Here is a 14,639-nt window from a genome sequence, read left to right on the forward strand (position 1 = left end):
CAAGTCTTCTTTTGTATAATGTAGCATTGAATTCCTCTTTTTCTATTAAATATGGGAATGGGAGTAAGCCCCATTCCCATGTATATTCTATATAAAATACTCTAACGATTTTCACGTTGTCACATCTTATACTCAATGAAAATCAAAGAGCAAACTAGGAAACTAGCCGCAGGCTGCTCAAAACACTGTTTTGAGGTTGCAGATAGAACTGACGAAGTCAGTAACATCTATACGGCAAGGCGACGTTGACGCGGTTTGAAGAGATTTTTGAAGAGTATTACTCTGTATAAAGGACGAAGTAAAAGGTGCTTGGAAGACCAAACACCTTTTTGATTATTCATTTTCTTCTGTCACAAATTGACTAAGCAGTCCGTTGATAAAACGGGCTGATTTTTGATCTGAAAAATTCTTAGCAAGTTCAATAGCTTCATTGACTGCTACCAGCTGAGGTGTATCAAATGATGTAATTTCAAAGATACCCAAGCGTAGTAAGTTTTTTTCGACCAAGGTCAAGCGTTCAACTGTCCAGCCTGACTTGAGGTGCTGGTTGATTTGTTTATCCAACTCTTCTTTTTGAGCTTGGATACCAGAAACCAAGTTTAGAAGAAAGGCTGGGATTTGCACATCTGCATCTTCACGGTCATGCGTGTAGGCAAAGTGACAAGCTGTTTCCATATCTGTGCCGAATTCAAGGCTCATGAGAGCTTGAAAAGCGCATTTACGAAGTTCACGTCTAGATTCTAATAATGGACTAGTCATTGAGGAAGTCCTCGTTAAATAGATCTTTCAACTCAGGTTTTGGTGTTTTATCTGGAACGATTCCTGCAACATGGATGTTGACAGCAGCAAGTTCCACATCAGCCATATCACGGACAGCATCTTTGACTGCTTTTTGAATAGCAAGAGCAACTTTTGGTACTTTCACACCGTACTCAAGGTAGAGATAGATGTCAGCAGTTAGCTCTTCGTTGCTTTCTTTTAAGTAGACGCCACGACCAAGAGAGAGTTTTGATAGGGTATCAGATACGGATTTGTTTGAAAATGAGTGGACACCATCAACTTTAGCGGTTGCGATGGCAATGATTTTTTCAAGTACACGTGGAGCGATAACGATTTCGCCAAATTGTTCTTCAATTCCCATAGAATGACCTCTTTCTAGAGATTAGGCACGAGAAACGTAAGTTCCTTCTGCAGTGTTGATGATCAATTTTTGTCCAGCTTCGATAAAGTCTGGAACGTTGACAACAAGTCCAGTTTCCATAGTCGCTGGTTTACCAGAACCTGTAACAGTAGCACCTTTGATAGATGGTTGTGTTTCAGCAACTGTCAATTCAACAGTAGTTGGTACAGTTACACCGATTACTTCAGTTCCGTAGAATTGGATTTTCACATCAGAGTTTTCAAGGATGTAAAGCAATTCATTTTCAACGTTTACGACTGGAATTTCGTATTGGTCGTAAGTTTCAGTGTTCATGAAGTAGGCAGTTTCATCCATTTTGTACAAGTATTGAGCTGGAACAGTCTCGATAATAGCTTGTTCGAATTTTTCTTCTGGACGGTAGCTTGTATCAAATGTAGAACCAGTACGGACATCACGCAATTTCATACGCATGATTGTGTTCCCTTTACCTGGTTTGTGGTGGCTAGCTTCCAAAACGCGGATCAATTTTCCGTCTGCAGTTTCAAATGTCATACCAGCTTTCAATTTGCTTGCTTCAATCATGTTTTTACCTCTTTAATAAATATTATTACTCTTCATTTTACCATAAAATCTTCTGGAAATAAAGCCAAAATAGTTAATGGGATTTGGTAGGGAGAAAAAAACCAACCTCAGGGCCAATGTCATTAAGTTAGTGATCTAACTACTTGAATAGGAGATACGATTGAGGTCATCGAAGTGATTTTCTATCGCATCTTCTGTTTTTTTGCATGACAAATAAAGGTTTTTTCATCCTATTTTTTGAGATTTATGTTACTCTATAGATGAAATCAACTACCGATTGAGCCTTTATCTTTCTTGGATATTTTCGATTCGATCGAATAATAGATAACTGTTTCTTGAGGTAGTTTTTCAACTGGAGGGAAGAAAGGGAACCGTTTAAAAATAAACGGCAGGCATAAGCCGCATCTGAGAAACACACTTTATATCTTTGATTTTTGTGACTACTGTTGATGGCAATTTGCGAGGTTACCCAACGACAAAAGTTAAAATTTGTAAAACGAGCAAAGATTTCTTGGAGAATCCCTTCCTTCTTTTTTGCATGAAAATTGACCAAGCCAACACTGTATTTCAGGTCACGAAAACTAGTCTCTATGCCCCATCTACTGGCGTAGAGATTTTTTAATTCTTGGACTGAATAGTCTGTATTTGTCACTAAAGTTTCGTATTTTCCTTCTTCCACTTCTAAACGCACCATACGAAAAGGAAGCTCATAGAGTGCTACAGGAACCTGTTTTTGACTTGTTTCTGGAAGAAAATCAAAAGTAGAATTGTGTGGAATAAAATGATAGTCATTGGGGAAATCACGATAAAGTTTTTTGAGCTGATTGGTTTGCTTTCGTGATAATACTAGAGAAAATGTTTGATCAAAACACTCTGTATTTGGCAAGTTGAAGGAGGAATGCATGGATTGTTTTCCGTCTCGAATACGGATGATATAAAGCCAACCTTTTTCTTGAAAATGAGCCATGAGATTGTAACTTTCATAGCCTCTATCCATGATAACAAGAGCTTTCTCGAAAGGGAGAAGCCTCCATCATCTGAATCAGAGCTAAGCGCTCATGTTGCGTATGTTTGTCTTGAATAGAAACATCTCTATACACTCCAGTCGTCAAGTCGTATAGGGCATTTATGTGTATGAGATTATAGGATTTAACATCCTTTTTGGTTTGGATAAAGGTTTCTGTATCCAAGGGATTTCGAGGAATACAGATATCGCTCCCATCTGCAGCGAATATTGGAAAATCAGTATTAAGTGGAATAGGTTCTGTAAATTCTTTAAATAGGGCATAGAAAGCCTCAGGTTTTATCTGATAGCGTCTTTGAACAAAGGCTGAATTTGAAACTGTCAGTCTGGCATCTAGTAATTCTTTTGACAGTGATTTCCCTCCCATTCCCAGAATGGTACGAATCATAGTTTCTAGTGATAAACTTCTTTTACGAGTAAAGGCCTGTTCATCTTGTTTGACGAACTCAACTTTTTGACCAATGATACTCTGAATGCTCTTATCCAAGTGGGCTTTTATCTGTTTTATCATGGGAAATACCTCCTTAATTATAGTTTATCACATAAAAAAGAAACCCAAATACAGAATTGTATTTGAATTTCTTAACTTAATGACATTGACCTCAGGGCTGGTTTCTTTTACATATTACTCTTCTTTCAACTTCGCCAATTCCTGGGCAAGAAGCTTAAGGGCGACTTGTGGGTTGGCTTGGCCTTTGGTTGCTTTCATAAGGAAGCCTGTGAAGGCCTTGTCTGCGTTGCGTTTGCCTGACTTGAAGTCGGCAACGGCAGCTTCGTTATCGGCAAAGACTTGGTGGATAATTGGAATCAAGACAGCTGGATCTGAGATTTGGACCATGCCTGCTTTTTCCACGTATTCACGAGCGCCACCACCATTTTTAGCCAGGTGGACAAAGACTTTCTTGGCAATCTTAGAAGAGATCGTGCCGTCTTCGATGATGGCAATCATTTCAACCAAGTTTTCTGGTGTCAATTTGATTTGTTCTAGTGTCTTGCCTTCGGCATTCAAGAACTGAGCAACTTCTCCTTGGAGCCAGTTAGAGACTTGTTTGGCATCGCCACCGAGGGCAACAGCTTTTTCAAAGAAATCAGAAGTGACTTTATTTGCAGTCAACTGGCTAGCATCGTAGTCTGACAAGCCAAGGTCAGATACATAACGTGCACGGCGTTTCTTTGGAAACTCTGGCAATTCAGTACGCATTTCCTCAATCCACTCGTCTGAGATTTCAAAGAGCGGTAGGTCTGGTTCTGGGAAGTAGCGGTAGTCAGCAGCGCCTTCCTTGACACGCATGAGGATGGTTGCTTTGTTAGCTTCATCGTAACGGCGGGTTTCTTGGCGAATTTGACCACCTGAGCGAAGGATTTCGGCTTGACGTTGGACTTCGTATTCAAGACCCTTGCGAACATTTGAGAAGGAGTTAAGGTTCTTCAACTCAGTCTTGGTACCGAATTTTTCTTGACCATAAGGACGAAGAGAAATATTAGCATCCACACGCATAGAACCTTCTTCCATCTTAACGTCAGAAATGCCAGCGTACTGGATGACTTCCTTGAGGGCCGTCAGATAAGCATAGGCTTCTTCTGGCGAGCGCATGTCAGCTTCAGATACAATCTCAATCAAAGGCACCCCTTGGCGGTTGAGGTCAACATAAGAGTAGCCATCTGTACCGTGGGTGTTTTTACCAGCGTCTTCCTCTAGGTGTGCACGTTCGATACCGATTTTCTTAGTTGTACCATCTTCTAGCTCCACTTCAATCCATCCATTGTAACCGATTGGCTCATCAAACTGAGAAATTTGGTAGGCTTTAGGATTATCAGGATAGAAGTAGTTCTTGCGGTCAAAGTGCATCTTTTTGTGGATGTCCATGTTGATGGCAAGGGCAGCCTTGATACCGGCATCAACAACACCTTTATTGAGAACTGGCAGAACTCCTGGGAAAGACCAGTCAATCACGTTGGTGTTGGCATTTTGGTCATTTCCAAAGTGGGCAGAAGTAGGTGAGAAGATTTTTGAATTGGTGTTGAGCTCTACGTGGACTTCAAGTCCAATGACTGTTTCAAAGTTCATTAGTTGTCACCTCCAAAAATCACGGGTTGTTGTTTGTGGTAGTCTGTTGTCGCCTCAAAAGCAGCAGCAGCTTGGTAAATGGTTTCCTCAGAGTACTTAGGACCAATCAATTGCAGACCGACTGGTAGACCTTGAGAGAATCCAGCTGGAATCGAAATTCCTGGTAGACCAGCTAAGTTGACTGGGATGGTCAAGAGGTCAGCCAAGTACATGGCAACGGGGTCGTGGTTGAGTGAATCCAAGTCATAGGCAACACTTGGAGCAGTTGGTCCCAAAATCAAGTCATAATCCGCGAAGACTTGTTCGAAATCTTGGATGATAAGGGTACGGACCTGACCAGCTTTCTTGTAGTAAGCATCGTAGTAACCTGATGAAAGACTGAATGTACCTAGCATGATACGACGTTTCACTTCTTCACCAAAACCTTGGCTACGGCTGTTTACATAGATTTCATCAAGGTTGGTTGCATCTTCTGCGCGGTAGCCGTAACGGATACCGTCAAAACGTTGCAAGTTTGATGAAGCTTCAGATGAAGCGATGATGTAGTAAACTGCAACTCCGTATTTAGAGTGAGGAAGGCTGACTTCTTCGACGATAGCACCAAGTTTTTCAAAGTGTTTGGCTGCATTAAGAATGGTTTCCTTAACCTCTGGGTCAATCCCTTCACCGAGGTATTCTTTAGGCAAAGCGATTTTCATGCCTTTGATGTCTTGGCCGATTTTTGAAGTAAAGTCGGCGATGCGGACAGGAGCAGAAGTAGAGTCTTTGGCATCTTCGCTAGTAATAGCGTTGAGCAAGAGAGCATTTTCCTTAACAGTTGGTGCGAAAGGTCCGATTTGGTCTAATGAACTACCAAAGGCAATGAGGCCGAAACGAGAAACTGTTCCGTAGGTTGGTTTGAGACCAACGATCCCGTTGAAGGCAGCTGGTTGGCGGATAGAACCACCCGTATCAGAACCAAGTGACAAGCGGACTTGTCCTGAGGCTACAGCTGCAGCAGAACCACTTGATGATCCACCAGGAACCTTGCTGTGGTCCCAAGCATTTTTAGTGGCACCGTAGTGAGAAGTTTCACCTGACCCCCCCATGGCAAATTCGTCCATGTTGGTTTTCCCTACGACAATCATGCCCTTGGTTTTTGCATTGGAAACGGCTGTCGCATCAAAGATTGGCTCATAGTTGTAGAGCATTTTTGAGGCTGCAGTTGTGAGAATACCGTCAGTAGAGATATTGTCCTTAACAGCCAATGGAATTCCTGAAAGGACATTATCAGCATCAATTCCAGCTTGGTCAATAGCTTTGGCTTGAGCAAGAGCCTGCTCCTCAGCGATGGTGACAAAAGCGTTGATAGCTGTCTCGCGAGACTTGATATCTTCAAGCGTGGCTTGGGTTAATTCTGTTGCAGAAACTTCCTTAGAAACAAGGAGATTGTGCAAGTCTTCAATGGTTTTATTGTTGAAAGTCATTAGGCATCTCCTCCATCGTCTAGGATAGCTGGTACCTTGATATAGTAGTTGTCTTTTTCAGGTACGTTTTTAAACAAGCGATCACGGTCTGTTCCTTCTTCAGCCACATCAGGGCGGAGTACAGTCTTGCGGTCAGCCATAGTTGTAGTAGGTGCAACACCAGTTGTGTCGACTTCGCCTAGCAACTCAACCATGTCAACAATCTTAGACAAGGTAGTCGCAAAGGCGGCAGTTTCTTCTTCAGAGAATCTTAATTTTGAAAGATTGGCAACGTGTGTTACCTCTTCTTGCGTAATTTTCATCTTGCATCCTTTCGTGAAATGATGATTTTTAGTCTGTTCTATTTTACCATATTTTCCTATAAATAAGGGAAGGGGAAGTGAAAAGAAATAGAAATTGAAAAAAATGCTAAAATCCGATATAATGGAGTGTTGAAAGGAATGGTAAAATCCAATGTAGAAATCATTCTTAGCTATTGAAACAAGAAAAATAGAGAATCAAAGAAAGAGAACTTATGAATATTCAAGAAGAAATTAAGAAACGTCGTACCTTTGCTATCATCTCCCACCCGGATGCGGGGAAAACTACTATTACTGAGCAGTTGCTCTACTTTGGGGGCGAGATTCGTGAGGCTGGTACTGTAAAAGGGAAGAAAACAGGGACTTTTGCCAAGTCTGACTGGATGGATATTGAGAAGCAACGTGGGATTTCCGTTACTTCATCTGTGATGCAGTTTGACTACGATGGCAAGCGCGTCAATATCCTCGACACACCAGGGCACGAGGACTTCTCAGAAGATACCTATCGTACCTTGATGGCGGTGGATGCTGCGGTCATGGTCGTGGACTCTGCCAAGGGTATCGAGGCTCAAACCAAGAAATTATTTGAGGTTGTGAAACATCGTGGTATTCCAATCTTTACCTTTATGAACAAGTTGGACCGTGACGGACGTGAGCCACTGGACCTCTTGCAAGAATTGGAAGAAGTCTTGGGAATTGCTAGCTACCCGATGAACTGGCCGATCGGGATGGGGAAAGCCTTTGAAGGCTTGTATGACCTTTATAATCAACGTTTGGAGCTATATAAAGGGGATGAGCGTTTTGCAAGTTTAGAAGATGGGGACAAGCTTTTTGGTAGCAATCCTTTCTACGAGCAAGTCAAGGATGATATTGAGCTTTTAAATGAAGCTGGAAATGAGTTTTCAGAGGAAGCTATCCTTGCTGGAGAATTGACACCTGTCTTCTTCGGTTCAGCCCTGACAAACTTTGGTGTTCAGACCTTCCTTGAGACTTTCCTTAAGTTTGCTCCAGAACCACATGGACACAAGAAAACAGATGGCGAAATTGTGGATCCTCACGACAAGGATTTCTCAGGATTTGTCTTTAAAATCCAAGCCAACATGGACCCTCGTCACCGTGACCGTATTGCCTTTGTCCGTATCGTATCAGGTGAATTTGAGCGCGGTATGAGTGTTAATCTGCCTCGTACTGGTAAGGGGGCTAAACTGTCGAATGTCACTCAGTTTATGGCGGAAAGTCGTGAGAATGTGACCAATGCCGTGGCAGGTGATATTATCGGGGTTTACGATACCGGTACTTATCAGGTTGGGGACACTTTAACAGTTGGAAAAAATAAGTTTGAGTTTGAACCACTGCCAACCTTTACCCCTGAAATTTTCATGAAAGTTTCTGCCAAGAATGTCATGAAGCAAAAATCCTTCCACAAGGGGATTGAGCAATTGGTACAAGAAGGAGCCATTCAGCTTTATAAGAATTACCAAACAGGCGAGTATATGCTGGGTGCTGTTGGTCAACTCCAGTTTGAAGTCTTTAAACACCGTATGGAAGGTGAGTACAATGCGGAAGTGGTCATGAGCCCAATGGGTAAAAAGACCGTTCGTTGGATCAAGCCTGAAGACTTGGATGAACGCATGTCGTCAAGCCGCAATATCTTGGCTAAAGACCGTTTTGACCAACCAGTCTTCCTCTTTGAAAATGGCTTTGCCCTTCGCTGGTTTGCGGACAAGTATCCAGACGTAGAGTTGGAAGAGAAGATGTAAATCGTTACAAATGACTAGCAACATAAAGTTGCTGTCATTTGACGGTAACCGCTATGGCGGCTTACCTAAACGCTTCACTAGGAAAAATCCACGAATGGTATCGATTCGTGGACTTTTCCGTCGTAGCAGAAAGTAGGTAGCCTAGCTAACTGCCTCGCTAACTGAGTTTTACAAATGGAATTGATTTGTAAAACTCAGTGTCGTAGTTCAGTAAATTTATTTGATTGTGTAACAATCTAAGTAACTAACGCCAAGTTTCTATGGAACTTGGCTAGGCGCTCCACTAGTAAAGTTTTTCGAATAATATCGATTCGTAAAACTTCACGTCGTAACTGGTAGTGAGCGGTCTAGCTACCTGCCTCACTAACTATGTTTGGCAACTAGAATCGATTTGCCAAGCTCTGTGTCATGGTGTAAAAAATAGCCTTACCTAAACGCTTCACTAGGAAAAATCCACGAATGATATTGATTCGTGGATTTTTCCGTTGTAGCAGAAAGTAGGTAGCCTAGCTACCTGCCTTACTAACTACGTTTGGCAAATGAAATCGATTTGCCAAGCCCCGTGTTAATGTAAAAATTATAAATCGTAATGGGACTTCATCTAAAATCTCCACTGGTATAGTTTTACGAACGAATGGGCGAAAATAATGGTTAAGTAGAAACGTATGATGGGAATAAAAAGAAATGAGATAAAGAGTGAAAGAAGAGAAAAAAGCGATTGTCTTAGGCGCAGGTAATGCTCAGTATGAATAAAGTTGAAACAACAATAAAATCCCTGTGTGTTCATTATGATAATCGGAGGTTTTATATTTTTAATGATGATCTTCCGATTGACAGTAGTATTCTGAAAGATTATCGTTTACCCTTTGAGGGACTTTCTTACGCTACCTTATTTAGGTATTTTGTCCCTAAGTATGTAAGTGAGGTTCGTGTACTGTATTTAGACTCGGATATTATCGTAAGAAAACCGATAGAAGAGCTGTGGTACTTAGACTTGACAGGCATCTCCTTAGTAGCAGTTAGAGATGATTTTTATACACCTATTTTCAATGCTGTTTTTTTGTTAATCAACAATGACATGTGAAGAGCAGAAAATGTAACGTAAGATCTGATTTAAGACACAAATAAAAAATCTTCCAATTCTCTGTTTCCGTGTCTGAAGGCTTCTTTTCCTTTCTGTTGATAGGCTAGTAGCAGACGATTGATTTGTCTTTCAGAAAGATTGAGTTCGACACAAACCCGTTTCTTTGTTTTCTTTCCTTGGGCAATAGCTTTTATCACAAGATATTTTTTCATTTCATTCATATTTAGCTGGATCCTTTTCGTATGACTATTCTACCAAATGGGATATTTTCACGTTCGATTTACTAAAGACATTATCACATTCGAATCACAAATAAATAAAAAAATCTTCTAATTCCCTTGCAAAAATGAAGAAAGTGTGATAACATAGTACGGTATGTGGTGCTAGCACATCCGCTATATTAGATCTAATAGGAGGAAAACACAAATGGCTAAAGTATGTTACTTTACAGGTCGTAAGACTGTATCAGGAAACAACCGTTCACACGCGATGAACCAAACAAAACGTGCCGTAAAACCAAACCTTCAAAAAGTTACTGTTCTTATCGATGGTAAACCTAAAAAAGTTTGGGCTTCAGCTCGTGCTTTGAAATCAGGTAAAGTTGAACGCGTTTAATAATAAAAGTAAGGAGACCTCAGGGTCTTTTTCTTTTGTCATAGCGAAAAAATCATTTTAAAAGCAGAGTAAATATCCGCTGATACAGTATTCTGCTTTTACACTTGGGCTGAAATATGATAAAATAGAGTATCAACTAGTTGAGGTAAAAAGGATGACTGTAAAAATTAATACAAAAGATGGTCAAATCGAACTAACAGATGAAGTGATTGCAACTGTCGTAGGCGGTGCAACAACTGAGATTTTTGGTGTGGTCGGTATGGCTAGTAAAAATGCCCTCAAAGATAATTTTCAAGCCCTTCTAGGTAAGGAAAATTATTCCAAAGGTGTCGTCGTAAAGGCAGCCGAAGATGGCAGCATTGCAGTTGATGTGTATACCGTGTTGAGCTACGGAACAAAGATTAGTGAAGTGTCAAAAAACATTCAAGAGCGTGTTGCCTTTAGCTTGGAAAACCAGCTTGGAATTACTGCTCAGACTGTAAATGTCTACATTCAAAATATCAAAGTTGTAGGAGAATAACCGTGTCAAAAATAACTACTAGCTTATTTCAAGAAATGGTGCAGGCTGCATCAACTCGCTTGAATAAGCAAGCTGAATATGTCAATTCATTAAACGTCTTTCCAGTTCCAGATGGAGATACTGGGACAAATATGGGGATGACCATTGAAAATGGAGCCAAAGAAGTTGCAGACAAGCCAGCTTCTACAGTTGGCGAGGTAGCGAGCATTCTTGCCAAAGGTCTTTTGATGGGTGCGCGTGGGAACTCAGGAGTTATTACATCTCAGCTTTTCCGTGGATTTTCACAAGCTATCAAGGATAAAGACGAGTTAACAGGTCAAGACTTGGCCCTTGCCTTCCAATCAGGTGTGGAAGTTGCCTATAAGGCAGTGATGAAGCCAGTTGAAGGAACGATTTTGACAGTTTCTCGTGGTGCTGCTATCGGTGCTAAGAAAAAAGCTGAGCAAACAGATGACGCTGTTGAAGTCATGCGTGCAGCTTTAGAAGGTGCTAAAACAGCTCTAGCTAAAACGCCAGACATGCTTCCAGTCTTGAAGGAAGTTGGCGTTGTGGACTCAGGTGGTCAAGGGTTGGTCTTCATCTACGAAGGTTTCCTTTCAGCCCTTACTGGCGAATATATTGCATCTGAGGACTTTGTAGCCACTCCTGCCAACATGAGTGAGATGATCAATGCGGAGCACCACAAGTCTGTAGCTGGTCACGTAGCGACTGAGGACATTACCTTTGGTTACTGTACTGAAATCATGGTAGCTCTTAAGCAAGGTCCAACCTATGCCAAAGATTTTGATTACGACGAGTTCCGTAACTACTTGAATGAACTTGGGGATTCTCTCCTTGTTGTCAATGATGATGAAATTGTCAAAGTCCATGTCCATACAGAAGATCCAGGACTTGTTATGCAAGAAGGACTCAAATATGGTAGCTTGGTCAAGGTAAAAGTTGACAATATGCGCAACCAACACGAAGCACAGGTTGAGAAAGAAGCTACTCAAGTTAGCAAGCCTGCTGAAGAAAAAGAGTATGCTTTGATTGCTGTGGTGGCTGGTAAAGGCCTAGCAGATATCTTCCGTTCTCAAGGTGTGGATTATGTTATCGAAGGCGGTCAAACTATGAACCCTTCAACAGAAGACTTTATCAAGGCTGTTGAACAGGTCAATGCCCGTAACATCATCTTCCTGCCAAACAACAAAAATATCTTTATGGCGGCTCAATCTGCAGCAGAAGTTTTGGAGCAACCAGCAGTAGTGGTGGAAGCTCGTACTCTTCCTCAAGGTTTGACAAGTCTTCTTGCCTTTGATCCAAGCAAGTCCATCGAAGAAAACCAAGAGCGTATGACTGCAGCTCTTAGCGATGTCGTTAGTGGAAGCGTCACAACAGCTGTGCGTGATACAACCATTGATGGCTTAGAAATCCATGAAAACGATAATCTAGGTATGGTGGATGGGAAAATCCTCGTGTCAAACCCTGACATGCACCAAACCTTGACAGAAACCTTGAAACATATGTTGGATGAAGATAGTGAAATCGTAACCTTTTATGTCGGTGAAGATGGAAGCGAAGAACTTGCCAATGAAATTGCTCAAGAAATCGCAGAAGAATTCGAAGACGTTGAAGTCGAGATTCACCAAGGTCAACAACCTGTTTACCCATACCTATTTAGTGTGGAATAAGATTAATGAAGGACTGAGAAATCAGTTCTTTTTTCTTTTTAAATAATGAAATCGGTATCTTTTAAATAAAAACAAAAATAATATTCATAAATAAACGTTAAAATAGAAAATTCAGAAAATTTCTTCTTTTCTCTTGAAAAATCTTGAAAAAATGGTATGATAGTAACAAGTTATTTTTAAGAGGAAAGAAAGGGGAACAATGGAGAAAATCAGTTTAGAATCTCCTAAGACGGGGTCGGAGCTAGTTTTGGAAACACTTCGTGATTTAGGAATTGATACCATCTTTGGTTATCCTGGTGGTGCTGTCTTGCCTTTTTATGATGCGATATATAATTTTAAAGGCATTCGCCACATTCTAGGACGCCATGAGCAAGGTTGTCTGCATGAAGCTGAAGGTTATGCCAAATCAACTGGAAAGTTGGGTGTTGCCGTCGTCACTAGCGGACCGGGAGCAACAAATGCCATTACAGGGATTGCGGATGCCATGAGCGATAGTGTTCCCCTTTTGGTCTTTACAGGTCAGGTGGCGCGAGCAGGTATTGGGAAGGATGCCTTTCAGGAGGCAGACATCGTGGGAATTACCATGCCAATCACTAAGTACAATTACCAAGTTCGTGAGACAGCTGATATTCCTCGTATCATTACGGAAGCTGTTCATATCGCAACTACAGGTCGACCAGGGCCAGTTGTAATTGACCTACCTAAAGACGTATCTGCTTTAGAAACAGACTTCATTTATTCACCAGAAGTGAACCTACCAAGTTATCAACCGACTCTTGAGCCGAATGATATGCAAATCAAGAAAATTTTGAAGCAATTATCCAAGGCTAAAAAGCCAGTCTTGCTGACTGGTGGTGGAATTAGTTATGCTGAGGCTGCGGCAGAATTAAATGAATTTGCAGAACGCTATCAAATTCCAGTGGTAACCAGTCTTTTGGGACAAGGAACGATTGCAACGAGTCACCCACTCTTTCTTGGAATGGGAGGCATGCACGGGTCATTCGCAGCTAATATTGCCATGACAGAAGCGGACTTTATGATTAGTATTGGTTGCCGTTTCGATGACCGCTTGACAGGAAATCCTAAGACCTTCGCTAAGAATGCTAAGGTTGCCCACATTGATATTGACCCAGCCGAGATCGGAAAGATTATCAGTGCGGATATTCCAGTAGTTGGAGATGCTAAGAAAGCCTTGCAAATGTTGCTGTCTGAACCGACAGTTCACAACAATACTGAAAAGTGGATTGAAAAAGTCACTAAAGACAAGAACCGTGTTCGTTCTTATGACAAGAAAGAGCGTGTGGTTCAACCGCAAGCCGTTATTGAACGAATTGGTGAATTGACGAATGGAGATGCCATTGTGGTAACAGACGTTGGTCAACACCAAATGTGGACAGCCCAGTATTATCCTTACCAAAATGAACGTCAGTTAGTGACTTCAGGTGGTTTAGGAACCATGGGATTTGGAATTCCAGCAGCAATTGGTGCCAAAATTGCCAACCCAGATAAGGAAGTAGTCTTGTTTGTTGGGGATGGCGGTTTCCAAATGACTAACCAGGAATTGGCTATTTTGAACATTTACAAGGTGCCAATCAAGGTGGTTATGCTGAACAACCACTCACTTGGAATGGTTCGCCAGTGGCAGGAATCCTTCTATGAAGGTAGAACATCTGAGTCAGTCTTTGATACCCTTCCAGATTTCCAATTGATGGCACAAGCTTACGGTATTAAAAACTATAAGTTTGACAATCCTGAGACCTTGGCTCAAGATCTTGAAGTGATCACTGAGGATGTTCCCATGCTAATCGAGGTAGATATTTCTCGTAAGGAACAGGTGTTACCAATGGTACCAGCTGGTAAGAGTAATCATGAGATGTTGGGGGTGAAGTTCCATGCGTAGAATGTTAACAGCCAAACTACAAAATCGTTCAGGAGTCCTCAATCGCTTTACAGGTGTCCTATCTCGTCGTCAGGTTAATATCGAAAGCATCTCTGTTGGAGCGACAGAAGATCCGAATGTATCGCGTATCACTATTATTATTGATGTAGCTTCACATGATGAAGTGGAGCAAATCATCAAGCAACTTAATCGTCAGATTGATGTGATTCGCATTCGTGATATTACAGACAAGCCTCATTTGGAGCGCGAGGTAATTTTGGTTAAGATGTCAGCGCCAGCTGAGAAGCGAGCTGAGATTCTAGCGATTATTCAACCTTTCCGTGCAACAGTGGTAGACGTAGCGCCAAGCTCGATTACTATTCAAATGACAGGAAATGCAGAAAAGAGCGAAGCACTGTTGCGAGTCATTCGACCATACGGTATTCGCAATATTGCTCGAACGGGTGCAACTGGATTTACCCGTGATTAATAATCTTCGAAAATCAAATTCAAATCATGTCAGCTTTGCCT

General features: G+C 41.5%; 13 protein-coding genes and 2 pseudogenes. 7 read left to right on the forward strand and 8 right to left on the reverse strand.

All coding sequences use genetic code 11. The features are described from left to right. Window positions 1-333 precede the first annotated feature (333 nt). The 7 genes and pseudogenes from nusB to gatC all read right to left on the reverse strand — a co-directional run bounded on the left by nusB (window position 334) and on the right by gatC (window position 6,583). Window positions 334-759: a transcription antitermination factor NusB gene (gene nusB / locus HT730_RS07220; RefSeq protein ID WP_000203634.1), complete on the reverse strand. Its 426-nt coding sequence runs from the start codon at window positions 757-759 to the stop codon at window positions 334-336. Next, window positions 752-1,141, reverse strand: coding sequence for an Asp23/Gls24 family envelope stress response protein (locus HT730_RS07225; RefSeq protein ID WP_000510575.1), 390 nt, complete (start codon window positions 1,139-1,141; stop codon window positions 752-754). Before HT730_RS07225 ends, nusB begins: the two co-directional genes overlap by 8 nt. A gap of 21 nt (window positions 1,142-1,162) precedes the next feature. After that, entirely contained in the window at window positions 1,163-1,723 is a 561-nt protein-coding gene (gene efp / locus HT730_RS07230) for an elongation factor P (RefSeq protein ID WP_000568643.1), read from the reverse strand. A 244-nt stretch (window positions 1,724-1,967) separates the two neighbouring features. Continuing rightward, a pseudogene (locus HT730_RS07235) lies at window positions 1,968-3,258 on the reverse strand (IS4 family transposase). A gap of 114 nt (window positions 3,259-3,372) precedes the next feature. Beyond that, window positions 3,373-4,815, reverse strand: a complete 1,443-nt coding sequence (gatB, locus tag HT730_RS07240) for an Asp-tRNA(Asn)/Glu-tRNA(Gln) amidotransferase subunit GatB (protein ID WP_173307206.1) — start codon at window positions 4,813-4,815, stop codon at window positions 3,373-3,375. Then, a complete protein-coding gene (gene gatA, locus HT730_RS07245) occupies window positions 4,815-6,281 on the reverse strand; it encodes an Asp-tRNA(Asn)/Glu-tRNA(Gln) amidotransferase subunit GatA (RefSeq protein ID WP_173307207.1) in 1,467 nt (488 codons plus the stop codon). Before gatA ends, gatB begins: the two co-directional genes overlap by 1 nt. Next, entirely contained in the window at window positions 6,281-6,583 is a 303-nt protein-coding gene (gatC, locus tag HT730_RS07250; RefSeq protein ID WP_000705419.1) for an Asp-tRNA(Asn)/Glu-tRNA(Gln) amidotransferase subunit GatC, read from the reverse strand. The genes gatA and gatC overlap by 1 nt, the downstream gene beginning before the upstream one ends. Before the next feature lie 212 nt (window positions 6,584-6,795). Here gatC and HT730_RS07255 point away from each other — a divergent pair, with 212 nt between their 5' ends. Further along, complete coding sequence (locus HT730_RS07255; RefSeq protein WP_173307208.1) at window positions 6,796-8,340, forward strand: peptide chain release factor 3; 1,545 nt, start codon at window positions 6,796-6,798, stop codon at window positions 8,338-8,340. 745 nt (window positions 8,341-9,085) lie between these two features. Further along, window positions 9,086-9,424 carry a glycosyltransferase gene (locus tag HT730_RS07260; RefSeq protein ID WP_191995739.1) on the forward strand — a complete coding sequence of 113 codons (339 nt, stop codon included), beginning with the start codon at window positions 9,086-9,088 and terminating at the stop codon, window positions 9,422-9,424. A 59-nt stretch (window positions 9,425-9,483) separates the two neighbouring features. Here HT730_RS07260 and HT730_RS07265 read toward each other — a convergent pair. Beyond that, window positions 9,484-9,645: pseudogene (locus tag HT730_RS07265) on the reverse strand (helix-turn-helix domain-containing protein); the annotation flags it as partial. Between the two features lie 205 nt (window positions 9,646-9,850). Between HT730_RS07265 and rpmB the strand changes: the two are divergent. The 5 genes from rpmB (at window position 9,851) to ilvN (ending at window position 14,598) form a co-directional block, all read left to right on the forward strand. After that, window positions 9,851-10,039 carry a 50S ribosomal protein L28 gene (rpmB, locus tag HT730_RS07270; RefSeq protein ID WP_001140948.1) on the forward strand — a complete coding sequence of 63 codons (189 nt, stop codon included), beginning with the start codon at window positions 9,851-9,853 and terminating at the stop codon, window positions 10,037-10,039. Window positions 10,040-10,193: 154 nt separating this feature from the next. Further along, window positions 10,194-10,559: an Asp23/Gls24 family envelope stress response protein gene (locus HT730_RS07275; protein WP_050089938.1), complete on the forward strand. Its 366-nt coding sequence runs from the start codon at window positions 10,194-10,196 to the stop codon at window positions 10,557-10,559. A gap of 2 nt (window positions 10,560-10,561) precedes the next feature. Then, window positions 10,562-12,229 (forward strand): DAK2 domain-containing protein, encoded by a 1,668-nt coding sequence (locus HT730_RS07280; protein WP_173307209.1) that lies wholly within the window; start codon window positions 10,562-10,564, stop codon window positions 12,227-12,229. Between the two features lie 199 nt (window positions 12,230-12,428). Next, window positions 12,429-14,129, forward strand: a complete 1,701-nt coding sequence (locus tag HT730_RS07285; protein WP_173307210.1) for an acetolactate synthase large subunit — start codon at window positions 12,429-12,431, stop codon at window positions 14,127-14,129. Continuing rightward, a complete protein-coding gene (gene ilvN / locus HT730_RS07290) occupies window positions 14,122-14,598 on the forward strand; it encodes an acetolactate synthase small subunit (protein ID WP_001253803.1) in 477 nt (158 codons plus the stop codon). The genes HT730_RS07285 and ilvN overlap by 8 nt, the downstream gene beginning before the upstream one ends. Window positions 14,599-14,639 lie beyond the last annotated feature (41 nt).

The organism is Streptococcus sp. k-628, assembly GCF_013277475.1.
GTDB lineage: Bacteria > Bacillota > Bacilli > Lactobacillales > Streptococcaceae > Streptococcus.